The sequence below is a fragment of the Sphingomonas sp. dw_22 genome (assembly GCF_018449795.1).
Lineage (GTDB): Bacteria > Pseudomonadota > Alphaproteobacteria > Sphingomonadales > Sphingomonadaceae > Sphingomonas.
On sequence record NZ_JAAVVE010000001.1, the window covers coordinates 1 to 22,963 of the forward strand.

Consider the following 22,963-nt stretch of genomic DNA (forward strand, 5'->3'; position numbering starts at 1 on the left):
AGCAGTTGCAATGGTATGGCGCGGCATTGGCGCGGGGCGTCGTGCCGGCCGGGCAGATGGTGCAGAGCGATTCGCTCGCCGACGCGCTGATCGAATGGAAGCGGCTCCAGCAATCGGACAATTACGCTTTCTCCGATTATGCCAATTTCCTGCTGATGCATCCCGGCTGGCCCGGCGAGACGCGGCGGCGGGCGGCGGCCGAGACGGTGCTCGACAGCGGCAGCTTCGCGCCGGCGCTGGTGATCCGCTTCTTCGAGAAGTTTCCGCCGCTCACGCCCGCGGGCCGGGTCCGCTTTGCCGAGGCGCTGGCGGCGTCGGGGCGGCCGGGCGAAGCGAACGAGCAGGCGCGGCGCGCGTGGCGGGCGGGGCAGCTCCGCACCACCGACGAAAGCAAGCTGATCGGCGCCTTTCCGGGCGCGCTGACCGTCGCCGATCATGACGCCCGCGAGGACATGCTGCTGTGGCAGGGCGCGATCGCGGCGGCGCAGCGGCAGGTGGTCTTCACCTCCCCCGCCAAGCGGCAGGTCTTCGAGGCGCGGATCGCCTTCCGCACCAAGGCTCCCGATGTCGAGGTCAAGGCCGCGGTGCCGCCGGGCGGGCGCAACGATCCCGGCTTCATCGCCGACCGCGCGCGCTGGCTGCGCGACGGCAACCAGAGCCCGGCGATGCGCGCCTATCTGGCCCAGCCGCGCCAGTTGAACGGCTTTCCGGGCGATGCCGAGAAATGGTATGAGGTGCTGCTCGCCGCCGCGCGTGGGGCAGCGGCGGACGGGCAATACAGCCTTGCCTATCAGATCGCCTCCCAGGTCGATGATGCCTTCCCGGCCGGCACCGACATCAGCGCGCTGCCGCTAGGCGAGCGCGACGACTATACCAGCCTGGTGTGGCTGGCGGGGCAGACCGCCTATTACAACCTCGCCCGGCCGCGCGACGCGATGGCGATGTTCGATCGCTATTCGCGCGGATCGCGCTCGCCCCAGACCCAGTCCAAGGGGCTGTATTGGGCGGGTCGCGCCGCCGAGAGCGCGGGCGATACGGCCGGCGCCCAATATTATTTCGGGCGCGCGGCGGGCTTTCCCGACCTTTATTACGGCCAGCTCGCCAGCGAGCGTATGGGGCGCACGCTCCAGGGACCGACCAGCCTGGCCGGCAAGACCGCCGATCCCGTCGAGCGTGAGGCATTCTTCCGCAAGGAGATCGTGCGCGCGGCGCAGATGCTCGGCTCGATGGGCAACCGCACCGACCAGGATCTGTTCATCCGCCAGATCGCCCAGGACGCCAAGACCGACAACGACCATATCCTCGCCGCCGAGCTGAGCCGCACGATCAACCGGCCGGATCTGGGCGTGATGGTGGGCCGCAGCGCGCTCCAGAACGGCCTGTCCGACTATACCGCCGCGGGCTACCCCTCGGTGCCGGTGCCGGCGACGCAGCAGGATTACTGGACGATCATCCACGCGATCGCGCGGCAGGAGAGCCAGTTCAACCGCGACGCGGTCAGCCATGCCGGCGCGCGCGGGCTGATGCAGCTCATGCCGGGCACCGCGCGCGAGACCGCGACCAAGCTGGGGCTGAGCTATGATCCCAGCTCGCTCAATGCGAATACCGATTACAACATCCAGCTCGGATCGAGCTATTTCCAGCGGATGCTGACCTATTATGGCGGCAATTATCCGCTGGCGGTGGCGGCCTACAATGCCGGGCCGGGCAATGTGAACAAGTGGATCAAGGCCAATGGCGACCCCCGGCTGCCGGGCGGCGACATGGTCAAATGGGTCGAGCAGATCCCGATCTTCGAGACCAAGAACTATGTCCAGCGCGTGCTGGAGAATGCCGTGGTCTACGACCTGATGAACCCCCAGCATGCGCGCAGCCGGGGGCCGGCGAATTTGAGCTGGTATCTGGGGAAGAACCGGCCGGGGTGACGCCCGCACGCCCGCGCGGTAAAGCCGTCGGATGGATCGTCCCAACTACATCACGCCTGCGGGCTATGCGGTGCTCAAGGCCGAATATGACGCGCTGCTGGGCGGCGAACGGCCCCGGCTGGTCGAGGTCATCTCCTGGGCGGCGGGCAATGGCGATCGTTCGGAGAACGGCGACTATATCTATGGCCGCAAGCGGCTGCGCGAGATCGATCGGCGGCTGGGCTGGCTGTCGAAGCGGATGAAGGCCGCCAAGGTGGTCGATCCCGCGCAGCAGGTCGATCGCAGCAAGGTCTATTTCGGCGCGACCGTGACGGTGGCCGACGAGGATGACAACGAGCGCACGGTCACCCTGGTCGGCGACGACGAGACCGATGCCGGCAAGGGGCTGATCGGATGGAACGCGCCGCTCGCCCGGGCGCTGCGCGGCGCGGCGGTGGGCGACCTGCGCCGCGTGACGCTGCCGGGCGGCGAGCGCGAATATGAAGTGATCGCCGTCGCTTATCCCTGATCCGCACGCGACGGAGCTTGCCTTGGCTGCGGTAAACCGCTTGGGCGCGCCCCTTCCCTTATGCGCCAAGCTGCTAAGGTAAACGCGGCCGGCAGTTTTCGGCCGGGTGAGCGTGGGGTATATGGCAATACAACGGATTTTCGTCAGCGGCCGCGTGCAGGGCGTGGGCTATCGCGACTGGGTGGTGCGGACCGCCCAGCGGACGGGGCTCACCGGCTGGGTGCGCAACCTGAAGGACGGCCGCGTCGAGATATTGGCGGCCGGCGAGGAGGACGCGCTCAACGCGCTGATCGAGGGATGCCGCGAAGGCACTCCGCTGGCGCGGATCGATCATGTCGAGAATTATCCCGCGGACGGCGAAAAGGCGCACAAGGGCTTCACCAAACGCTTCACCGCCTGAAGGCCCCGAACGGAAACGATCGGTTTCGGGACGCGGCAGTTGATAATGCTGCGGCGGCATGAACATATTCCGCTCTCGAAACGGCACGGCGATCGTGCCCGAAAAGGAGTGATCCCATGCCCATCCCCGCAAGCTGGTCGTCCCCGCTGCTCAGCCTGCTGCGCATCGCGGCCGGCCTCGCCTTCCTGCAGCACGGCGTATCGAAGTTCTTCAGCATCCCGCCCTTCCCGATGCCGCTCAATCCGCTGCTATATGCGGCAGGCACGATCGAGCTGGTCGGCGGCGCGCTGATCGTGATCGGCCTGTTCACCCGGCCCGCGGCGTTCATCGCATCGGGCATGGCGGCGGTCGCCTATTTCCTGGTCCATGCGCCGCAGAGCTTCTTCCCCGCGGTGAACCAGGGCGAGGCGGCGCTGCTCTATGCCTTCATCTTCCTCTATCTCGCGGCGGCCGGCGGCGGCGCGTGGAGCGTCGACGCGCTGCGCAGCAAGGCCTGACATGGCGGAGGGGCTGCCCACCGGGAATGTCGCCCTGCTGATCGACGCGGACAATGCCTCCCCCGCGTCGATCGATCCGGTGCTGACCGTGCTGGCCGATCTCGGCACGGTCAACATCCGGCGCGTCTATGGCAATTGGAGCAAGCCGGGGCTCAAGGGCTGGACCGAAGTCGCGCTGCGCTTCGCGCTGGAGCCGCAGCAGCAGTTCGACCTGACCAAGAACGCCACCGACATGAAGATGACGATCGACGCGATGGACCTGCTCGCGGGCGGACGCGTCACCGGTTTCGGGATCATGTCGTCGGACAGCGACTTCATGCCGCTGGCCACGCGGCTGCGGCAGGACGGGCTGGTCGTCTATGGCTTCGGCCGCGCGACCACGCCCGAGGGCTTTCGCGAGGCGTGCAACCGCTTTATCGACGTCGATACGCTGACGACCACCAAAAATGCGGAAATACCCCGCGTCGAGACCGCCGCGCCCGCGTCCAAGCCGGGCGCGGTCGACCAGGAAGTCGTCAAGCTGCTGATCGACGCATATCAGAACGCCAAGCGCGATCCCCAGGGCTATGCCAGCCTGAGCGAGGTCGGCCAGCGCGCCGCCAATCGATCGAGTTTCGACACGCGCAACTATGGCTTCGCACGGCTTTCCGATCTGTTCGAAGCGGTGCCGGGCTTCGTCGTCGACCGGCGCGACGGCGGGGCGTTCGTCAAGCGGGTCGGCTGAGCGGGGTCGGCATTCCGCGTTGCGGTTGCCTCCATTCCGTCACCCCGGCCGAAGTGCCGGGGTGACGGTGGAGTTTTCGGGCACCCCTCAGCTCATTGCGGCTGGATGGCGCTGCAATCGCCGCCGGCGCGCTGCGCGAAACCGTCGGCATAATAGCCGAGCTCCGCGCGATCGGCCTTGCCGATCTGATAGCGGACCTTGCGCTGGTCGCTAGTGGTCACTTCGACCGTCCACGCCTCACGGCCGTTCACCTGTTCGCTGCCGACCACGTCGAGCGTGAAGCGGCCGAGCCCCTTGTCATATTGATAGAAGGGCATCTCGAAATGCGCGCCCTGCGCGAGCGGCAGCGCCGCGAAAGTCAGGCCCCAGAGATTGCCGTCCCAGATCCTGCCGTCGAACGCGGTCTCGACCGGCGCGGCGCCCGGACGGGTGGTGACCGCCCTGCCTTTGCCATAGGCGACGCGGACATGCTCGACGCCCGATTTGCGGCTGTCCATCGCGATCGGCGTCAGGTCTGCCCGGCGGAGCACGAAATGATCGCGCAGGTCGAACTTGCCGTCGCCGATGCGCTGGTGGACGACGATATCCCAGGCGGGCACGCCGTCCGCGGTGACGGCGCTTATCTTCTGGAAGGTGGCCCCCATCACCGTGTCGCCGCGCACGATCGCGTAGCAGGCCGTGGAGGGCTTGAGCAGCGCGCCGTCGACGACGGGCGAAGCGGCTTGCGCCAGGGCGAGCAGGGCTGAAAGGAGCATGCCGTCCTTTTATCGCCTCCCGCCCCGGCGCGCCATGGTGTTTTACATGACTAACACGGGACGAAGACCGGCGATCCTGCCCGTTTGTCCCGCTTCGCCGTCCGCGCGTTCTATGATGGGAAGGCAACTAGGCAGGACGAACGGATGTCGAGATTCTTGGTCGGGTTCACCGTCGCGATGCTGGCGGGCGTGGGTGCCGCACAGGCACAGGAACTCCGCCCCTTCTGCGCCGACCGGCCCGGGCTGGGAACGCCCGCCTGCACCGTCGATACGGGCCATGTCGTCGCCGAGCTCGGCGCGCTCGACTGGACGCGCGACCAGCAGGGCTCGGTGCGCTCCGATGCCTGGACGGGGGGCGATCTCCTGGTCCGGCTGGGGGTTGCCGACAATCTGGAGGTCCAGGCCGGCTGGACCGCCTGGGGCGCGGTGCGCACGCGGGACCGCGCGAACGGAACGGTCGCCAGGAGCAATGGCGCGGGCGACGTTACCCTCGCCGTCCGGCGGAATGTCTCGCATCCCGACGGCTCGGGATTCTCCGCCGCGGTGATGCCGTTCGCGACGCTGCCCGTGGGCGGCGCGACGATCGGTGCGGGCGATTGGGGCGCGGGGGTGGTGGTGCCGCTCAGCTACAGCCTCAACGATATTTTCGGCATCGCCGTGACGCCCGAGGTCGATGCCGCGGTCGATGGCGACCGGCGCGGGCGTCACCTCGCTTATGGCAGCGTGATCGGCCTGAGCGCGGCGCTCGGCGCGACGCTCAGCAGCGCGCTCGAATTCCAGGCGGTGCGCGACGAAGACCCCGCGGGCCACGGCACCCAGGAGCTCGCCAGCCTGTCGCTCGCATGGCAGCCCAGGGACGGATTGCAGTTCGATGTCGGCGCGGTTGCCGGGCTCAACGCCGCCAGCCCCGATGCCGAGCTGTATGTGGGCGTGGCGCGGCGTTTCTGACCGTCCCTCATGCCCTGATGAAATCGACAAAGGCGCGCAGCGGCGCCGGCAGATGGCGGCGGCCGGGATAATAGAGGAACGGCCCCGAGAATTCCTGCCACCAGGGCTCCAGGATCGGCTCCAGCGCGCCGCTGTCGAGATGCGGCTTCAGCCAGCCTTCGAACAGATGGATGATTCCCAGGCCGTCGACCGAGGCCCTTACCGCCAGATCCACCGCCGCGCCCGCCTGGACGATCAGCGGCCCGCCCGGATCGATCCGCACCACCTCGCCCGCGCGTTCGAACTCCCAGATCGGCATCGCACCGCTGGTGAAGCGCCCACGCAGGCACGCATGATCTAGCAGGTCGCGAGGATGCTCCGGCCGGCCGTGCGCGGCCAGATAGGCGGGCGACGCCGCCGTGGCGAAGCGCTGGATACGCGGGCCGATCGGCACCGCGATCATGTCCTGCTCCAGCCGCTCGTCATAGCGGATGCCGGCATCGCAGCCGGCCGCCAGCACGTCCACGAACCCATCCTCCACCGTCACTTCCAGCCGGATCTCCGGATAGGCTTTCAGGAAGGGCGCCACGATCGGCGGCAGCACGAGGTTCGAGACGCTGGCGGGGACGTTGAGCCGGAGCGTGCCCGCGGGGCGATCGCGAAAGGCGTTGACGACGTCGAGCGCCGCTTCCACCTCGCCCAGTGCGGGAACGAGGCGCTCAAACAGACGCTGCCCCGCCTCGGTCGGCGCGACGCTGCGCGTGGTGCGGTTGAGCAGGCGCACGCCCAGCCGCGCCTCCAGCCGGCGCACAGCCTCGCTGAGGCCGGAGGCCGAAATGCGGCTCGCGCGCGCCGCGTCGCGGAAGCCCCCTGCCCGCACCACCGCGACAAAGGCCGATAGATCGTCGAGTTCCGCCGCCATTGTTCGATTTTACGTACAGCCCGTGCCGATTGCCACCGCTTATCGCACTTAAACCCAGCCGCCATATTGCCGGAACAATGGAACGGAGACCTGTCATGACCGATATCACCGCCGCCGGCACCTTCCGCATGGGCGATCGCATCGTGAACCGCCTGGGCTATGGCGCGATGCAGCTCGCCGGCCCAGGCGTGTTCGGCCCGCCCAGGGACCGCGACGCCGCGCTCGCCGTGCTGCGCGAAGCCGTGGCCAGCGGCGTCGACCATATCGACACGAGCGACTTCTACGGCCCGCACGTCACCAACCAGATCATCCGCGAGGCGCTCTCGCCCTATCCGGAGGCCCTGACGATCGTCACCAAGCTGGGCGCAGTGCGCGGCGCGGATGCCTCCTGGCTTCCCGCGATACGCCCTGACGACCTGATCGCCGGCGTGCACGACAATCTGCGCAATCTCGGCGTGGAGGCGCTCGATATCGTAAACCTGCGCGTGATGGGCAGCATCCACGCCCCCAGCGAAGGCCCGATCGCGGAGCAGTTCGAGACGCTGGCGGCACTCCAGCAGCAGGGCCTGATCCGCCATCTCGGCGTCAGCAACGTGACCCCGACACAGCTTGCCGAAGCGCTGGCGATCGCCCCGGTGGTGTGCGTGCAGAACCAGTACAACCTGGTCCACCGCGAGGACGATGCCTTCATCGACGAACTGGCGGCCAAGGGCATCGCCTATGTGCCGTTCTTCCCGCTGGGCGGGTTCACGCCGCTCCAGTCGGGGGCGCTGAATGCCGTCGCGGAGAGGCTGGGCGCGACGCCGATGCAGGTGGCGCTGGCATGGCTGCTGCACCGCTCGTCCAACATCCTCCTGATCCCCGGCACTTCCTCCCTCGGCCATCTGCGCGAGAATCTGGCTGCGGCGTCGCTGGAGCTTTCGGAGGAGACGCTTGCCGAACTGGATGCGATCGGCGGCAGGGCCATGGCCTGAAATCGAAACGGGGGGCCGATCGCCCGCCCCCCGTTTACATATCTACTCGGTCAGCGCGTCAGCTTCTTGTACGCCAGCGCGGTCGGCCGGTCCGCCGCGTCGCCCAGGCGGCGGCGCTTGTCTTCCTCATAGGCTTCGAAATTGCCCTCGAACCATTCGACATGGCTGTTGCCTTCGAAGGCGAGGATGTGCGTCGCCAGACGATCGAGGAAGAAGCGATCGTGGCTGATGACCACGGCGCAGCCCGCGAAATTCTCGATCGCTTCCTCCAACGCGCCCAGCGTCTCGACGTCGAGGTCGTTGGTTGGCTCGTCGAGCAGCAGGACGTTGCCGCCCTTCTTGAGCATCTTGGCGATGTGGACGCGGTTGCGTTCGCCGCCCGAGAGCTTGCCGACGTTCTTCTGCTGGTCCTGGCCCTTGAAGTTGAACGCGCCGACATAGGCGCGGGTGCTCATGTCGTGGCCGTTGACCTTCACATAATCGAGCCCGTCGGAGATCTCCTCCCAGACGTTCTTCTTCGGGTCGAGATGGTCGCGGCTCTGGTCGACATAGCCAAGGCGCACGGTCGATCCGAAATCGACCTCGCCGCTGTCGGGCTTTTCCTGGCCGGTGAGGATCTTGAACAGCGTCGACTTGCCCGCGCCGTTCGGCCCGATCACGCCGACGATGCCGCCGGCCGGCAGCGTGAACGACAGATCCTCGAACAGCAGCTTGTCGCCATAGGCCTTGGAGATGTTCTCGACCTCGATCACCTTGCCGCCCAGCCGCTCGGGCACCTGGATGACGATCTGGGCCTTGCCCGGCGCGCGATTCTTCTGCGCCTCCACCAGTTGCTCGAACTTGGCGATACGCGCCTTGGACTTGGTCTGACGGGCCTTCGCCCCCTGTCGGATCCACTCCAGCTCGTTCTTGATCGCAGTCTGGCGCCCGGATTCCTCGCGATCCTCCTGCTCGAGGCGCTTGGCCTTCTTCTCCAGATAGGTCGAGTAATTGCCCTCGTAGGGGAAATATTTCCCGCGATCGATCTCGAGGATCCAGCCGACGACGTTATCGAGGAAATAGCGGTCGTGGGTGATCATCAGCACCGCGCCGGCATATTCCTTGAGGTGGTTTTCCAGCCAGTTGACGCTTTCGGCATCGAGATGGTTGGTCGGCTCGTCGAGCAGCAGGATCGACGGCTTCTGGATCAGCAGCCGGGTGAGCGCGATGCGGCGCTTCTCGCCGCCCGACAGGTTGGTGACGGGCCAGTCGCCGGGCGGGCAGCGCAATGCCTCCATCGCGACTTCGAGCTGGTTGTCGAGCGTCCAGCCGTCGACCGCGTCGATCTTGGCCTGGAGCTCGCCCATCTCCTCCATCAGCGCATCGAAATCGGTATCGTCCTTGGGATCGCCCATCTCGGCGGAGATCGCGTTGAAGCGATCGACCAGGTCGGCGGTTTCGCGCGCGCCCTGCTTGACGTTCTCGAGCACGGTCTTGGTCGGGTCGAGCTCCGGCTCCTGCTCCAGATAGCCCACGGTAATATATTCGCCCGGCCATGCCTCGCCGGTGAAGTCCTTGTCGACGCCGGCCATGATCTTCATCAGCGTCGACTTGCCGGCGCCGTTGGGGCCGACGATGCCGATCTTGGCGCCCTGATAGAATTGCAGGTTGATGTTGCTCAGCACCGGCTTGGGCGCGCCGGGGAAGGTCTTGGTCATGTCCTTCATGACGAAGGCGTATTGCGCAGCCACTGTAGCGGTCTCCGATGGGGAATTTCGAATGCGGGAAGTTTGGCGGCGCATGTAGCGATCCACGGCCGCGATGGCAACGCGGGCGTCGCCGGACACGATATGGGAATCGCGATCCCGATTGGCAAATGTTACGGGGGTGGCTAGCATTCGGGTCCATGACCAAGCGCCTCCTCCTCGCGGCCGCCGCCGCCCTCGCCCTTCCCCTCCCCTCGCTGGCCCAGACGGCGCCCGATGTCGCCAAGCTGCGCGACGCGGCGCTGAGTGACGACAAGGTCGCCTGGGACATCGTCGAGGGGCTGACGACCGAGGTCGGCCAGCGCCTCGCCGCGACCGAAGCGGAGGCCCGCGCGCGCGCCTGGGCAGTGAAGAAGCTGACCGCGCTCGGCTTCCAGAATGTCCATATCGAGACCTACCAAATGCCGGTCTGGGTGCGCGGCGCCGAGACCGCCGAGGTGGTCGGCCCCTCGGCACAGAAGCTGACGATCACCGCGCTCGGCAATTCGGGCAGCACCGGCCCCGGCGGCGTCGATGGCGAAGTCGTCTATTTCCCCACCCTGGCCGACCTCCAGGCCGCGCCGGCGGGGAGCCTGAAGGGCAAGATCGCGTTCGTCAGCAACGCGATGACCGCGACGCAGGACGGCTCGCAATATGGCTATTACGGCGCCGCCCGCCGCGCCGGGCCGAACCTGGCGGCAAGCAAGGGCGCGGCAGCGATCCTGATCCGCTCGATCGGCACCGACTATCACCGCAACCCGCATACCGGCGTGACCAACTGGGCGGACGGCGTGAAGCCGATCGCCGCGGCGGCGCTCTCCGTGCCCGATGCCGAGCAGCTCGAACGTCTGCTGAAGCGCGGCCCGGTGCGGCTCAAGCTGCTGGTGACGCCGCAGTTCAAGGGTCAGGCGGAATCGGGCAATGTCGTGGCCGACGTCCCCGGCAGCGATCCGGGCGCAGGGATCGTGCTGATCGGCGGGCATCTCGATAGCTGGGATCTCGGCACCGGCGCGATCGACGACGGTGCCGGCGTGGCGATCACGACCGCCGCGGCGATGCGGGTGCGCGCCGCCGGCCAGCCGAAGCGGACGATCCGCGTCGTCTGGTTCGGCGCCGAGGAGCCGGGTGGCTTCGGCGGCGAAGCCTATGCCAGGGCGCATGCCAGCGAGCGCCATGTGCTGGCGATGGAATCCGATTTCGGCGCCGATCGCGTCTGGAAGTTCGAGACCAGCCTGCCCGACGCCGCCAGGCCGATCGCCGACCGGCTGGCCGCAGCGCTGGCGCCGCTCGGCATCTCGCGCGGACGCAGCGGCGCGCATGGCGGCACCGATGTCGGCCCGGTGATCCAGACCGGCGTGGGCGGAGTCGATATGTCGCAATCGGGCCTGCGCTACTTCGATTACCACCACACGCCCGACGATACCCTCGACAAGATCGATCCGGCGCAGTTGCGGCAGAATGTGGCAGCCTGGACCACGATGCTCGCGATCGTCGCCAACGCGCCGGAGGATATCGGGCCGGTGCCGCGCCATTCCAGTGAATAATTTCAATCACTTGGTGGAAGACAGCGCAAATCGCAGCGGGCCGATTAACGGCGCCGGGATGGCAACATCCGGGCAGAAAAATGGCAAAAATCTTGCGACGCGGTGAATTTACGATTGACGGAATCGTAACGGCCGCTATTTCAACGGCTTCGCGAAGGCAATCGGGCCGGATGCGAAACGTTTGAGTCCCACTGGGAGCGCCAATATGAAGAAGATCCTCATCGTTGCTGCGACTGCCGGCCTGATGTCGCTTGCGGCTTGCGAAGGCGGCACCACCAACACGGAAGCCGCAAACACCGCAGTCGAAGCGAACGCCTCGATCTATCAGGAAGACGCCGAGAACGGCGCCAACGTCATTGCCGAGAACGTGATCGAGAACGCTACCGACGGCAACGTCGAAGCGCCGGCGAACGCGAACTGATCGGCCATTCCGGTCGCCTGGCGATCGGAAGCTGAAGGATAGGAAGGGCGTCCCCTAACGGGGGCGCCCTTTTCCATTGGGGTGACGGTGCCCGGCACGCTATCGGCGGGACGCGCGAAGGGGATGAGCATGATGCCCAATCACGGCGGACCCGTAGCGCCCGGACGGCCGCACTTCTGGCGACTGCTCTATTTCTGGGTGCTGGTGGCGATCGCCGCGGGCGTGACGCTCGGCTATTTCCGGCCCGGCATCGGCGCGGCCATGCAGCCGCTGGGCGAGGCGTTCATCGCGCTCGTCAAGATGATCATCCCGCCGGTGATCTTCCTGACGGTGGTGACCGGAATCGCCGGATCGCACGGGCTCGGCTCGCTCGGCCGCGTGGCGATCAAGGCATTCGCCTATTTCCTGTTCTTCTCCACGATCGCGCTGATCGTCGGCCTGGTGGTCTCGCACATCGTCCAGCCCGGCGCCGGCATGCACATCGATCCGCGCACGCTGAACGCCGCCGCAGTCCATGGCTATGCCGAGAAGGCGCATGAGACGAGCGTCACCGGCTTCCTGATGGCGATCATCCCGACCACGCTGGTTTCGGCCTTCACCAGCGGATCGATCCTCCAGGTGCTGTTCGTCGCGGTGCTGTTCGGCGTCGCGCTGGCGCTGGTGGGCGAGCCCGCGCGGCCGGTGACCGACCTGCTCGAGCGGCTTTCGCTGGTGGTGTTCCGGCTGGTCTCCATCGTGATGTGGGCGGCGCCGGTGGGGGCGTTCGGCGCGATGGCCTTCACCATCGGCAGATATGGCGTAGGGACGCTTTGGAGCCTCGGCGCGCTGGTTGCGACCTTCTATCTCACGTCGCTGATCTTCGTGCTGGTGGTACTGGGCACGGTGGCGGCGCTGACCGGCTTCTCGATCCTCAAGCTGCTGCGCTATTTGAAAGCCGAGCTGCTGCTGGTGCTCGGCACCTCCTCGTCCGAAGCTGCCCTGCCCGCGCTGATCGAGAAGCTCCAGCGCGCCGGCGCCGCCAAGGACGTGGTCGGCGTAATCGTGCCCGCGGGCTATTCGTTCAACCTCGACGGCACCAACATCTACATGACGCTGGCGGCGCTGTTCATCGCCCAGGCGACCGGCGTCGAGCTGACGCTGGGCGAGCAGATCGGGCTGCTGCTGGTCGCGATGCTGAGCAGCAAGGGCGCGGCGGGCGTGACCGGCGCGGGGTTCGTCACGCTCGCCGCGACGCTGGCGATCGTGCCCAAGGTGCCGCTTGCGGGCATGGCGCTCATCCTGGGCGTCGATCGCTTCATGAGCGAATGCCGGAGCCTTACCAATTTCGTCGGCAATGCCGTGGCGACGCTGGTGGTGGCCCGCTGGGAAGGCGCGCTCGGCCTGTCCAATCCGATCTATTTCAACTTCGATCCCGATTTCTGACGGGAGCCCGGTCGGGATCGCGAGTCGGGCGCTGGGGAACGGACTGTTTCGCGACATTCAACTGCGCGATCCCGGTCATGTTCCCCAAAGGCGCCCGTCCACGCATGGGCAGGCATGGCGGTGCGTTGTTGCCCCGCGCCCGGCCCGCACGTCTCAGTCGTTTGGCAGATAGGTACGGGCGTCCACCAGCACATAGCCGGGCGTCTCGCTGACGCATTGTTGCAGCAGCGGCAGATGACCGGCCCCGAAGAAGACGATGACGCGATCGCCGGGCCGGGCTGCCTGGAGGAGGTTGGCGCAGATGCCCAGATTGCGCTTGTACCAGGCGAGCGTCGCGTCCAGGCCGGGTTGCTCCTTGCCTGCGCCCAGCTCCAGGATCTCCCGATAGAGGCCGTGCGATCGAAGCGCCGCTGCCGAATCGTTCAGCAGCCGGAGCGTCGCCGCCACGCCCTTCTCGCGCAGGGTCTTTTCCTGCGCCGCGACATTGGCGTCGCTGACCTTCGTGATGTCGTCGATGACCGCCTGATGTCCATGCGCCGTCGCGAATGCGACGGCCGGATCGAACGGCAGGGACATCGGCATGTCGAGTCCATGCACGCGCGCAAGCCCATTGGCGCGCGCTACGCGAAAGCCGAGCTGCACGATTTCGCTTCGGTCGGCGGGCAGCGCGTCGGCCAGATATTTCTTGTAATCCGCGTCCGGCGCGCCCGGCTCCCATTCGACGCCGACCAGGGTCGGCTTGAAGGCGGACAGGGCCGCGGCGACCTTGACGATTTCGGCCTGCCGCGCCGGGGCCAGCATGTCGTCTACAGAGGCGTTCCGGTAGTCCTTCCCCGGATTGTCGAAATGGAAGACGCCTACGACCATCACCTGGATGATGGGTTCCGCCGGCTTGTCCTGGGCCATGGCCGGCGGCGTCGCCAGCAGAAGACAGCCGGCCACCAGCGCCTTGAAGATATTCATCGAAAACTCCCTTGCCGCCACATCGCGCGGCAGGCGTCGCATGCCCCTAAGCCCGAGTTGCCATCGGCGATAGCGCCAAAGCGCGCCGGAAGCGCGGGAACGGCCGGTCGCCAGCCGGCGCATGGCCTTTCGGCTTTTCCCGCGTTACGCAGGCGCAATGGAAAAGACCCTTCGACGCACGCGCTCCGCGCTGATCCTGCTGGCAATGCTGACGACCGCGGCAAGCGCGCCCGATACCGACATGGCGCGGTGGCGGGCGGAAGCCGCGCGGGTCACGATCACGCGCGACGACTGGGGCATCCCCCATGTCCACGGCCAGTCGGACGCGGACGCCGTGTTCGGCCTGATCTATGCCCAGGCGGAGGACGATTTCTCCCGCGTCGAGGCGAACTATCTGACCGCGCTGGGCCGCACCGCCGAGGCGGAGGGCGAGGAGGCGATCTGGACCGATCTGCGCCAGCGGCTGTTCGCCGATCCCGCCGAGCTGAAGGCGCAATATGCGGCGAGCCCCGCCTGGCTGCGCAAGCTGATGGACGCCTGGGCGGACGGGCTGAACTATTATCTCGCCACCCATCCGGAGACGAAGCCCAAGGCGCTGACCCGGTTCGAGCCGTGGATGGCGCTCAGCTTCACCGAGGGCAGCATCGGCGGCGATATCGAGCGGATATCCCTCAGCGATCTCAAGACCTTCTACGGCCGCCCTACCCCGCCGACGCCGGAGGAACTGGGCATGGTCCCGCGCGAGCCCTCGGGATCGAACGGCATCACCATCGCGCCGAAGCTGACCGAGAACGGCCACGCCCTGCTGCTCATCAATCCGCACACCAGCTTCTATTTCCGCTCCGAGGCGCAGATGACCAGCGCCGAGGGGCTGAGCGTCTATGGCGCGAGCACCTGGGGCCAGTTCTTCATCTACCAGGGCTTCAACGCCAAGGCCGGCTGGATGCACACCTCCGCGACGGTGGATAATGTCGACGAGTTCGCCGAGACGATAGCGCGTGGCCCAAACGGCTATTCCTATCGCTACGGCACCGCGCAGCGCCCGGTCACGGCGAAGACGGTGACGATCCGCTATCGCAAGCCCGACGGCACGCTGGGCGAGCGCGGCTTCACCACCTGGCGCACGCATCACGGCCCGATCGTCGCGGCGAAGGGCGGCAAGTGGATCGCGACCGCCTTGATGTGGAACCCGGTTCCGGCGCTGGAGCAATCCTATCTGCGGACCAAGGCGACCGACCTCGCCAGCTATCTGAAGATCGCCGAGCGCAAGGCCAATTCCTCGAACGACACGCTGTTCGCCGACAGCAAGGGCGAAACCGCTTTCCTGATGCCGCAGTTCATGCCGGTGCGCAGCGCCCGCTTCGACTATACGAAGCCGGTCGACGGCAGCGATCCCGCGACCGATTGGAAGGGCCTGCACACGCTCGCCAGCCTGCCGAGCGTCCTCAATCCGCGCACGGGCTGGACCCACAACACCAATGACTGGCCGTGGAACGCGGCCGGCGCGGACAGCCCCAAGGCCGCCGACTATCCCCGCTACATGGACCAGGTGGGCCCGAACGCGCGCGGCACCCATGCCGATCTGCTGCTGACCGGCAAGACAGGCTGGACGGCGGAGAAGCTGCGCGCGGCGGCGTTCGATTCCTATCTGCCCGCCTTCGCCCGGCTGCTGCCAGGCCTCGTCGCGGCATGGGACAAGCTGCCCGAAAGCGATCCGCGCCGGGCGGCGCTGGCCGATCCGATCGCGCTGCTCCGGGGCTGGGACTATCGCTGGGGCTATGATTCCGCCGCGACCAGCCTGGCGGTGTTCTGGGGCGATCAATTGTGGCGCGAGGTCGGGAGTTTCGCCCAGGCCGAGCGGATCAACGTGCCCGACTATATCGCCACCCGAGTCGAACCCGGCACGAAGCTCGATGCGCTGACGGCGGCGGTCGATCGGCTCAAGCGCGACTTCGGCAATTGGCGGACGCCCTGGCGCGAGATCAACCGCTTCCAGCGGCTGGACGATGCGATTCGGCCGCATTTCGACGATGCGGCGGCCTCGCTCCCGGTGCCCTTCACCTCGGCGCAATGGGGCAGCCTGGCCTCGTTCGGGGCGAAGACCTGGCCGGGGACGAAGCGCTATTACGGCACCAGCGGCAACAGCTTCGTCGCGGTGATCGAGTTCGGCCCGCGCGTGAAGGCGATGGCGGTGATGGCCGGCGGGCAGAGCGGCGACCCCCGCTCTCCCCATTTCGCCGACCAGATCCAGCGCTATGCCGAGGGGCAGCTACGTCCGGTCTATTTCTATCCCGACGAGTTGAAGGGACATGTCGAGCGGACCTATCGCCCCGGCGATTGAGGGCCGTCGAACGGACGGATCATCGTGCGGCGTGCCGACCGGCATCATCCGCGCAATTCCGGCAGGAAATGCTCCATGACGGCGCGATTGAAGGGATCGCGCGCCATGCGCTGCATCATCTCGATCACGCGCTCGTCTTCCTTGACCCCGAGGAGCCACAACGCCTTGTCGAGGACGCGCCGGTCATAGGCGTAGCGGCCGCCGCCTTGCGTTTCGATGTGCGTGAGAATGCGGGCAATGTCCGGCTCGGCCAAGGCGAAGAGCCTCTCGAAATCCGCCAGGAACGCGCTGGCCTGCTCGGCCGTATCGATCTTGCCGGGGTGTCTGGTGCCCAGTTCCCGGTTGAGCGCCCTGAGCGCATAATCGTCCCACATGGTCGCGGCCTGGGGATGATAGAACCAGAGCATCTTCATGCAGAAGGACCGCAGCATGCTCGGGCGCTTGCCATGCGCGACCACGACGTCGCGAACGGCCTCGATCGCCTGCCACCACAGCCGCGCCAGCGTCTCGGCCGCGGTGTCCGGGGCGCCGCGATAGATGGGATCGAGTGCCTGCGCGATAGCGGCCAGCCGCGCTTCACGGCCGTCCTTTGGAGCCAGCGGGTAGTGAAAAACGCGATATTCCTGCGCAAAGGCCTGTAGCATCGCCGCCGACAGCGGCCCTTCCCGAACCGCGGCGACGATCTGCGCATCGGTCGGGCGCACCACATTCTTTCGATCCAGATTGACCGGGTCGATCCATTGGTTGCGGGCCTCCAGGCCTCCCCATGTCAGCGCGCCGAATCGCGTGCGGCCAAGTTTCAGGCAGTCAGCGTCGTTCCAGGTCAAGTTCTCGGCTCCTTCGTTCAGGGGCCGGCTATGACAAAGTCGTTGAGAATTATTGAGCGGCACCGTCCGGCATGCGCGACCTGGCGCGCTGCCCGGGCGATCTTTCACAGCCGGCGCTCGGGCGCTCGCGCGCTCCGGCAATCTCGGAAGCGACGGCGCGCGCGGCCGTCAGGAAATGCGGCAAGGCCGGATTCAGGTTGCCCGTCCGCCAGGCCAGAACCTGCTCGACGATCGGCGGATCGGCCAGCGCGCGGAACTTGACGCCGCTGATCCCGAGCTTGCGGAGCGACTGGGGGATGAGGGCGATGCCGATATTCTCCGCGACGAGGCTGACGATCGTCTGCTGGAGCTGCGTCTCCAGCCGGATCAGCGGCTCGCCGCCTGCCCGCGCCAGATAGTCGGCGATCGCCTGGCGCAATGTCGGCGTGACTTGCGTGGGCGCCGCGATCAGCGGTTCGCCCACAAGCATCTCCGCGGAAACGAGCTTATGGGCGGCCAGCGCATGATCGGCGGGCACCGCAAGGCAAAGCGGCTCGCGATGGATGACCGCGGTGGCGAGCCCCCGCACCGGCCCCGGGCTGAAGGTGATGCCGGCATCGAATTCGCCGTTCAGCACGCCGTCCACGAGAACGGTCGGCAGAACCTCCCGAAGATGCAGTCGGACCTGGGGCCTTGCCGCAATGAAGCGCCGGGTCAGCGCGGGCACGCTGCCATAGGCCGCATGCATCATGAACCCGATGGTCAGCTCGCCCAATTCTCCCGCATGCGCCGACTGCGCGTTGCGGCATGCCTGGTCGAACGCGGCGAGCACGGCCTTGCTGTCGGCAAGGAAACGCTCCCCCGCATAAGTGAGGCGGGCCTGTCGCGAATGGCGCTCGAGGAGCCGCACGCCCAGCTCCTTTTCCAGCGCGATCACCTGCCGGCTGAGCGGCGGCTGTGTGACGTGCAGCCGCTCCGCCGCACGCCCGAAATGGAGCGTCTCGGCGACCGCGACGAAATAGCGCAACTGGCGGATGTCGATCATGTGATACGCAATCGGAATGGATCGGGCCTGTAAACGGCATTAGATTGCATCAAATCGCCGGAATATGCCACGCACTCCTGCAAGCGAGGCCGGCATGTTGTCCGTTCTGACCGTCATTCTTCCGATATTCGCGCTGATCCTGGCGGGCTTCGCGGCGCGCCGGATCGGCGTGCTCGGCCCGCATGCGACCGGGGAGCTCAACCGCTTCGTCGTCTATCTCGCCTTGCCCGCCCTTCTTTTCGACATCGTCGCCAGGGCGCGCTGGAACGCGATATGGCAACCTGCGTTCATCGCGACCTTCGGCCTGGGCATGGCGCTGGTGTTCGCCGTCACCGTGGGATTTCGACGGCGCCGATCAAGGCATCTCGCCGATGCGACGATCGATGGCCTCAACGCCGCCTATGCCAATACGGGCTTCATGGGCTTTCCCCTTGTACTGGCGGTGTTGGGACCGGCAGCGCTGGCGCCGACGCTGATCGCCACCATCCTCACCGTCTGCATCCTGTTCGCGGTCGCGCTCATCCTGATCGAGGTCGGCCTCCAGACCGAGCGGCACCCCCGGCACATGGCGGCGAAGGTGATGGGTTCGCTGGCCCGCAATCCCCTGCTCATCGCGCCCGTGCTGGGCACATTGTTCCTCACCCTCCACATCCCGGTGCCCAGCCCGGCGGAAAGCTTCCTCAAACTGCTCGGCAGCGCGGCATCGCCCTGCGCACTCGTCGCCCTGGGGCTTTTCCTGGCCGAGAAACGCGAGAGCGCTGCGCCGGCACCGGGGACCACCGGGCTGCTGGTGGGACTGAAGCTGGTAGCGCAACCGGGCGCGACCTGGGCGCTGGCGACCGGGATATTCCATCTGTCGGCGCCGCTCACACAGGCAGCCGTCCTGCTGGCGGCCCTTCCAACCGGCACCGGGCCGTTCATGGTAGCGGAGTTCTACAGGCGCGAGGCGGGCATCACGTCCGGCGCCGTTCTGGCCTCGACGATCGCCTCGCTCGCGACAATCGCCCTTTACCTGAGCCTGGCGACATAGCGGCGAGCCGGAAACCACAGCATAAGACATTGAAAGCATTTGCTTCCAATGAATGGTCGGGGAGACAGGATTCGAACCTGCGACCCTCTGGTCCCAAACCAGATGCGCTACCAGGCTGCGCCACTCCCCGACGCGGGGCCTGCTAGCCGCTTGAACGCTCGCGGACAAGCTTTGCTGCACGCGACGGCGTTTCGCCTGGCCGGACGACCCGCATCGCCCCGTTTCGATACGTTAAGGATGGCGCGGTAAATCATCGTTCTATTTTCCATGGTTAACACGCGTTTTTCATTCCCACGCCCGTTGCGGCAAATAATTCCCTGCATCAGGACCAAGTGCGTTCAGTCAGCAGGATGCACCGATATGAAGACGATCCTTCTCGCGGCAGTCGCCGCATGCGCCGTCGCGGCCCCCGCGAATGCCGCCACGATCATCGAGACCGTGACCGTCGATGCCGCCGCGCCGCAATCGGCGACGCTGTCGTTCGGCAAGTTCAATCCGCTGCTGGGCACGCTCAACAGCGTCAGCCTGACATTTGACAGCGTCCTGAACGCATCGGGCACGCTCACGAACAATTCGCTGTTCTTCGGCCGCTATTTCCTGCTCACCAGCGGTGGCATCGCCTCGCTGAGCGGCAACGGCTTCAACATGATCGAGCTGCTTTCGGCCGGCGCCAGCCTGGTCCATGTCGCGCGCGACACGACCATGCACATCGGCCCCTATGCCGATGCCGGCAGCAGGACCGCCACGCTCACCTCGAACCTGGGCGCGTTCATCGGCAGCGGCGCGGTGCCGTTCGATTTCAGCTCGGCCAGCCTGTTCGCCGAGATCGGCCTCAACGGCTCGCTCTCGATCGTGCCGCTGATCGGCGGATCGGCCAGGCTGACCTATGACTATACCCCCAATGCGAGCGCGGTGCCCGAGCCGGCGAGCTGGGCGATGCTGCTGCTCGGCGTGGGCGCGATCGGCGGGGCGATGCGCCGGCGCCGCGCGGCGGTGACCACCACCGTCCGCTACGCCTGAGGGTGAAAAGGGGCGACGCATCCGCGCCGCCCCTTTTCGCAGCGGCAATCGATGCTGGTGGGCCCGGCAGGACTCGAACCCGCAACCTAGCCGTTATGAGCGGCCAGCTCTAACCGTTGAGCTACAGGCCCCCAGCGCCTGTGGCACTAGCGGAAGGTTGGGCCGCGCCGCAAGCCGCGTCGGCGGCAGCGACGATCTCCGCCAGCGACGCGGGCGCGACGCCAAGGTGCGCCAGCAGCGCGAACATGCGACCCCACCAGCGATGGAATACGGCGAGATCGGCGGCGTCGCGCACATAGGGCGTATGGCCGGGCTCGATCGACGGCGAGTGGAAGCTGAAATTGAGCAGCCGCACGCCCTCGCCCACCGCCACCCGCACCGCCTCCAGCGCCTCGCCCAGCGGCATGTCCTCGGGCGTCAGCGCAACGCGGGAGAGGAGGCGAAGGCGCGAGGCGACGCCGCGGCCGTGCGGAACCTTCGAGAGCCGGCGATAGAGATCGACGCCCCCTGCCCTAGCCATGCCGGTGAAGACGGTGGTGAGCGGCAGCTCGAACAGGCGCCTTTCCGGGCCTGTGCGAAAGGCGTGGCTGCCTATCCTTGAGAAATCGGGCCCGCCGCCGCCGGAATAGTCATAGGCAGCGCGCATCGAGCTATCGATGCGGTAGCCGAGTTCGGCCAGCAGCCCCAGCGTGTTCGGGCCGATGCCGTAGCGCCCCGCGCGATAGACGATCGGGCGCATGCCGAAGGCTTCGGCGATCGTATCGGTCAGCAGCGCCAGCTTGGCGGCTTCGAGCGCAGGCGAAAGATTACCGGAGAAGCTGTTGATATCGCCTACTTCCTCCTCGAACGGCGGATTGACCCAGGGGTGGAGCTGGGTGCCCACCGCCGAGCGGCCGTCCTCGATCAGGCGGCGCAGGATCTCGACCGAGCCGGGCGTGGAGGCGACCGGATAATCGACCAGATAGGTGAGTGGGACGCCATGATCCGCGAACCGAGCATGCGCGGCGGGCATCGCGGCGATGGCACGCGTGCCGCAGGCGTCACGGCTGAAGGGCGCGCTCCAGTCGAACTCCTCCTCGGTATCGACGAAGACGGCGAAGCGCGTGCCGAAGGCATCCGGCCAGTCGAGCAGCGCCCCGGGTGCCGGCGCCGGCACGCGATAGCCCTGCCCCCGGCCCGGCGGGGTCGCCTCCCCCACGATCAGCTCAGATGCGCCTGTCCCACCTGCTCGCTTACGGATGCCGGGAGCCGCAAAGTCAAGCTCTCGGGCGCGATCAGCAGCGAGCCGCCGAGCTCGCGGGCGAGATTGCGCGCGAGGCGCAGCGCGAAGCCGGTGCCGAGCAGCGTCGCATCCTCGCGCTCGTCATCGATGCCGAGCACCGAATCGCCCGGATAATCGGCAAGCGCCGCGGGCCGATCGATCGTGATCGCAACCTTGTGATCGCTCTCCAGCGCGAGCTGGACGCCGATCCGCTCGCCCGGGCCGCTGGCGGAGACGAGCGTCGCCATCAGCCGCGCGAGCAGCCGCTCGACCGCGCGGCGATCGCCCTCGACGAGCAGATCGTCGACCGGCAGCGAGATGATCGAGCCGCGCAGCGCGGCAAGCTCGGCCAGATCGTCGGCGATGCCGGAAATCAGCGGGCGGAGATGGACTCGTCCCGGCACCAGCGAGAGTGCGGCGCTGTCGATCCGCGCGGCGAGATCGAGATCGTCGATCGCGCCGAGCAACTCGCGCGCCTGGGTGCGGATGATGTGCGCGCGGTCGCGATAGGGATCGGCGACCGGACCCAGCATCTGCGTCTCGATCATCTCGGCGAAGCCGGCGATCGCATTGGTGGGCGTGCGCAGCTCATGAACGAGCTGGCGCAGCGAATCGGCGGGCGGCGCGGCCGGCGCGCGCACCGGCTCGGCGCGCTCGTCGGTGCGCGGGCGGCGCGCGGTGCCGCGATAGCCGGTGAAGCGGCCATTGGCGGGATCGAACACGGGAACGGCGGAGATCAGCCAATCGCCGCTCGCGTCCGAATCGCCTTCGATCGTCATCCGCGCGGTGCTGAAGCTGGCGCGGCGGCGGAACGCGCCCGAAGCGATGCCGTCGACCCGGCTGCCCTCCGACGTGCCCTGGAAATCGAGCGAGAGACCGACGACCGGCGCGCGGCTGACGCCCGCCACCCAGCGGACGATGCCCTTGGCATCGGTTTCGAAACGGAAATCCTCAGCGCGGGGAAGCGGGCGAAGCGGGCGCGGCCCCGTCTCTTCGCGATCGCGCCAGAAAGCGTCGATCCGCGCGACCACTTCGGCAATCTCGAACGGTCCCCCGCCCTCGACGGCATCGCCCTCGGGCACGTCGAATGCCGGGTGCGACGCCTGGAGCACCGTCAAATCCGCCTGATCCATGCCGGGAATCTGCGCCGACGGCTCAACCGATGCAATGGCCTCGACCGGGTTGTCCACAGAGATCGTCCCGCTTTGGACCGGCTCCGTCACGATCCCGCCCGGCGCGCCGGAAGCCAGCGCGATGAAGGAATAGTCTTCAGCCGGCGCAGGAGGGGTCACGGCAGGCGCCGTCCGGTCGCTTTCGTCGGGCAGCACGAAATCGATGGGCCCGAAGCTTTCGAGCGCGCGCTTCACGACCGGGCCGAGATCGCGGCGATGGCGCAGCACCGAGCGCGCGGCCGGCGCGAGCTCGGGCAGCAACTGCACCCATTCGGCCGAGGCCAGGCGCGCGCTGCGCAGCACGGGCAGCGCGATCGCGATGTCGTCGAGCGCGAAGAGGCGCACCAGCGGCGCGGGCGGATTCGCGAATTCAAGCGCACGCGCGCTGGCGGCCCGGACGGGCGCAGAAACCTGGCCGCGGATCGCGCGCAGCGTCGCCATCGCCCTGGTGTCGGCGGCGACGCGGCGCCGGCCGATCAAGTCGACGAGTTGCCGCCATGCCGAATGCACGCCATAGGGCGTGTTCAGATCGGCCGCGAGCACCGTCTCCAGAGTGTCGTCGAAGCGCAAGGCGAAGTCCCG

At 67.3% G+C, this 22,963-nt stretch carries 21 protein-coding genes and 2 tRNA genes; 13 read left to right on the forward strand and 10 right to left on the reverse strand.

Going from position 1 to position 22,963, the window contains the following annotated elements:
* Positions 1-5: 5 nt before the first annotated feature.
* The 5 genes from HB724_RS00005 to HB724_RS00025 all read left to right on the forward strand — a co-directional run bounded on the left by HB724_RS00005 (position 6) and on the right by HB724_RS00025 (position 4,054).
* Positions 6-1,925, forward strand: coding sequence for a lytic transglycosylase domain-containing protein (locus HB724_RS00005; RefSeq protein ID WP_346344637.1), 1,920 nt, complete (start codon positions 6-8; stop codon positions 1,923-1,925).
* Positions 1,926-1,956: 31 nt separating this feature from the next.
* A complete protein-coding gene (greB, locus tag HB724_RS00010; protein ID WP_213978850.1) occupies positions 1,957-2,433 on the forward strand; it encodes a transcription elongation factor GreB in 477 nt (158 codons plus the stop codon).
* A 121-nt stretch (positions 2,434-2,554) separates the two neighbouring features.
* Entirely contained in the window at positions 2,555-2,833 is a 279-nt protein-coding gene (locus HB724_RS00015) for an acylphosphatase (RefSeq protein WP_213978851.1), read from the forward strand.
* A 116-nt stretch (positions 2,834-2,949) separates the two neighbouring features.
* Entirely contained in the window at positions 2,950-3,330 is a 381-nt protein-coding gene (locus HB724_RS00020) for a DoxX family protein (RefSeq protein WP_213978852.1), read from the forward strand.
* 1 nt (position 3,331) lies between these two features.
* Positions 3,332-4,054: an NYN domain-containing protein gene (locus tag HB724_RS00025; protein WP_213978853.1), complete on the forward strand. Its 723-nt coding sequence runs from the start codon at positions 3,332-3,334 to the stop codon at positions 4,052-4,054.
* 92 nt (positions 4,055-4,146) lie between these two features.
* Here HB724_RS00025 and HB724_RS00030 read toward each other — a convergent pair whose 3' ends face one another.
* The gene (locus tag HB724_RS00030; protein ID WP_213978854.1) at positions 4,147-4,809 is read right to left on the reverse strand and encodes a hypothetical protein; all 663 of its coding nucleotides are present in this window, start codon (positions 4,807-4,809) and stop codon (positions 4,147-4,149) included.
* 144 nt (positions 4,810-4,953) lie between these two features.
* On the opposite strand from HB724_RS00030, the gene HB724_RS00035 reads away from it, so the two are divergent.
* On the forward strand, positions 4,954-5,757 hold the full coding sequence (locus HB724_RS00035; protein WP_213978855.1) for a transporter: 804 nt from the start codon (positions 4,954-4,956) through the stop codon (positions 5,755-5,757).
* Between the two features lie 7 nt (positions 5,758-5,764).
* On the opposite strand, the gene HB724_RS00040 is transcribed toward HB724_RS00035, so the two are convergent.
* The gene (locus HB724_RS00040) at positions 5,765-6,658 is read right to left on the reverse strand and encodes a LysR family transcriptional regulator (protein ID WP_213978856.1); all 894 of its coding nucleotides are present in this window, start codon (positions 6,656-6,658) and stop codon (positions 5,765-5,767) included.
* Between the two features lie 95 nt (positions 6,659-6,753).
* On the opposite strand from HB724_RS00040, the gene HB724_RS00045 reads away from it, so the two are divergent.
* Positions 6,754-7,632: an aldo/keto reductase family oxidoreductase gene (locus tag HB724_RS00045; protein WP_213978857.1), complete on the forward strand. Its 879-nt coding sequence runs from the start codon at positions 6,754-6,756 to the stop codon at positions 7,630-7,632.
* A gap of 50 nt (positions 7,633-7,682) precedes the next feature.
* Here HB724_RS00045 and ettA read toward each other — a convergent pair whose 3' ends face one another.
* On the reverse strand, positions 7,683-9,362 hold the full coding sequence (ettA, locus tag HB724_RS00050; protein WP_213978858.1) for an energy-dependent translational throttle protein EttA: 1,680 nt from the start codon (positions 9,360-9,362) through the stop codon (positions 7,683-7,685).
* Positions 9,363-9,517: 155 nt separating this feature from the next.
* Here ettA and HB724_RS00055 point away from each other — a divergent pair, with 155 nt between their 5' ends.
* The 3 genes from HB724_RS00055 (at position 9,518) to dctA (ending at position 12,743) form a co-directional block, all read left to right on the forward strand.
* The gene (locus HB724_RS00055; protein ID WP_213978859.1) at positions 9,518-10,900 is read left to right on the forward strand and encodes a M20/M25/M40 family metallo-hydrolase; all 1,383 of its coding nucleotides are present in this window, start codon (positions 9,518-9,520) and stop codon (positions 10,898-10,900) included.
* Between the two features lie 205 nt (positions 10,901-11,105).
* Positions 11,106-11,321: a hypothetical protein gene (locus HB724_RS00060; protein ID WP_213978860.1), complete on the forward strand. Its 216-nt coding sequence runs from the start codon at positions 11,106-11,108 to the stop codon at positions 11,319-11,321.
* A 132-nt stretch (positions 11,322-11,453) separates the two neighbouring features.
* Positions 11,454-12,743: a C4-dicarboxylate transporter DctA gene (dctA, locus tag HB724_RS00065; protein WP_256731219.1), complete on the forward strand. Its 1,290-nt coding sequence runs from the start codon at positions 11,454-11,456 to the stop codon at positions 12,741-12,743.
* Between the two features lie 153 nt (positions 12,744-12,896).
* Here the strand turns inward: dctA and HB724_RS00070 are convergent, their stop codons facing one another.
* Complete coding sequence (locus HB724_RS00070; protein WP_213978862.1) at positions 12,897-13,706, reverse strand: DUF5694 domain-containing protein; 810 nt, start codon at positions 13,704-13,706, stop codon at positions 12,897-12,899.
* Positions 13,707-13,863: 157 nt separating this feature from the next.
* On the opposite strand from HB724_RS00070, the gene HB724_RS00075 reads away from it, so the two are divergent.
* Complete coding sequence (locus HB724_RS00075; RefSeq protein ID WP_213978863.1) at positions 13,864-16,047, forward strand: penicillin acylase family protein; 2,184 nt, start codon at positions 13,864-13,866, stop codon at positions 16,045-16,047.
* Between the two features lie 44 nt (positions 16,048-16,091).
* Here the strand turns inward: HB724_RS00075 and HB724_RS00080 are convergent, their stop codons facing one another.
* Together HB724_RS00080 and HB724_RS00085 are read right to left on the reverse strand one after the other, a co-directional pair.
* Positions 16,092-16,874, reverse strand: a complete 783-nt coding sequence (locus HB724_RS00080) for a hypothetical protein (protein ID WP_213978864.1) — start codon at positions 16,872-16,874, stop codon at positions 16,092-16,094.
* Positions 16,875-16,923: 49 nt separating this feature from the next.
* Positions 16,924-17,898, reverse strand: a complete 975-nt coding sequence (locus HB724_RS00085) for a LysR substrate-binding domain-containing protein (RefSeq protein ID WP_213978865.1) — start codon at positions 17,896-17,898, stop codon at positions 16,924-16,926.
* A 94-nt stretch (positions 17,899-17,992) separates the two neighbouring features.
* Between HB724_RS00085 and HB724_RS00090 the strand changes: the two genes are divergently transcribed.
* Complete coding sequence (locus tag HB724_RS00090) at positions 17,993-18,928, forward strand: AEC family transporter (RefSeq protein WP_213978866.1); 936 nt, start codon at positions 17,993-17,995, stop codon at positions 18,926-18,928.
* 53 nt (positions 18,929-18,981) lie between these two features.
* Here HB724_RS00090 and HB724_RS00095 read toward each other — a convergent pair.
* Positions 18,982-19,058, reverse strand: a tRNA-Pro gene (locus tag HB724_RS00095).
* A 230-nt stretch (positions 19,059-19,288) separates the two neighbouring features.
* Between HB724_RS00095 and HB724_RS20290 the strand changes: the two genes are divergently transcribed.
* Positions 19,289-19,948, forward strand: a complete 660-nt coding sequence (locus HB724_RS20290; protein ID WP_256731204.1) for a choice-of-anchor E domain-containing protein — start codon at positions 19,289-19,291, stop codon at positions 19,946-19,948.
* Between the two features lie 55 nt (positions 19,949-20,003).
* Here the strand turns inward: HB724_RS20290 and HB724_RS00105 are convergent.
* The 3 genes from HB724_RS00105 to HB724_RS00115 form a co-directional block, all read right to left on the reverse strand.
* Positions 20,004-20,079 (reverse strand) — tRNA-Ile (locus tag HB724_RS00105).
* On the reverse strand, positions 20,070-21,146 hold the full coding sequence (locus tag HB724_RS00110) for a polysaccharide deacetylase family protein (RefSeq protein ID WP_346344627.1): 1,077 nt from the start codon (positions 21,144-21,146) through the stop codon (positions 20,070-20,072). The genes HB724_RS00105 and HB724_RS00110 overlap by 10 nt, the downstream gene beginning before the upstream one ends.
* A 2-nt stretch (positions 21,147-21,148) precedes the next feature.
* On the reverse strand, positions 21,149-22,951 hold the full coding sequence (locus HB724_RS00115; protein ID WP_256731205.1) for a HAMP domain-containing sensor histidine kinase: 1,803 nt from the start codon (positions 22,949-22,951) through the stop codon (positions 21,149-21,151).
* Positions 22,952-22,963: the final 12 nt, after the last annotated feature.

Coding starts and splice junctions, on each gene's coding strand:
- HB724_RS00055 (WP_213978859.1), top strand. CDS start 9,518: ATGACCAAGCGCCTCCTCCTCGCGGCCGCCGCCGCCCTCGCCCTTCCC.
- greB (WP_213978850.1), top strand. CDS start 1,957: ATGGATCGTCCCAACTACATCACGCCTGCGGGCTATGCGGTGCTCAAG.
- HB724_RS00060 (WP_213978860.1), top strand. CDS start 11,106: ATGAAGAAGATCCTCATCGTTGCTGCGACTGCCGGCCTGATGTCGCTT.
- HB724_RS00020 (WP_213978852.1), top strand. CDS start 2,950: ATGCCCATCCCCGCAAGCTGGTCGTCCCCGCTGCTCAGCCTGCTGCGC.
- HB724_RS00040 (WP_213978856.1), bottom strand. CDS start 6,658: ATGGCGGCGGAACTCGACGATCTATCGGCCTTTGTCGCGGTGGTGCGG.
- HB724_RS00090 (WP_213978866.1), top strand. CDS start 17,993: ATGTTGTCCGTTCTGACCGTCATTCTTCCGATATTCGCGCTGATCCTG.
- HB724_RS00025 (WP_213978853.1), top strand. CDS start 3,332: ATGGCGGAGGGGCTGCCCACCGGGAATGTCGCCCTGCTGATCGACGCG.
- HB724_RS00030 (WP_213978854.1), bottom strand. CDS start 4,809: ATGCTCCTTTCAGCCCTGCTCGCCCTGGCGCAAGCCGCTTCGCCCGTC.
- HB724_RS00085 (WP_213978865.1), bottom strand. CDS start 17,898: ATGATCGACATCCGCCAGTTGCGCTATTTCGTCGCGGTCGCCGAGACG.
- HB724_RS00075 (WP_213978863.1), top strand. CDS start 13,864: ATGGAAAAGACCCTTCGACGCACGCGCTCCGCGCTGATCCTGCTGGCA.
- HB724_RS00015 (WP_213978851.1), top strand. CDS start 2,555: ATGGCAATACAACGGATTTTCGTCAGCGGCCGCGTGCAGGGCGTGGGC.
- HB724_RS00070 (WP_213978862.1), bottom strand. CDS start 13,706: ATGAATATCTTCAAGGCGCTGGTGGCCGGCTGTCTTCTGCTGGCGACG.
- dctA (WP_256731219.1), top strand. CDS start 11,454: ATGCCCAATCACGGCGGACCCGTAGCGCCCGGACGGCCGCACTTCTGG.
- HB724_RS00035 (WP_213978855.1), top strand. CDS start 4,954: ATGTCGAGATTCTTGGTCGGGTTCACCGTCGCGATGCTGGCGGGCGTG.
- HB724_RS20290 (WP_256731204.1), top strand. CDS start 19,289: ATGAAGACGATCCTTCTCGCGGCAGTCGCCGCATGCGCCGTCGCGGCC.
- HB724_RS00045 (WP_213978857.1), top strand. CDS start 6,754: ATGACCGATATCACCGCCGCCGGCACCTTCCGCATGGGCGATCGCATC.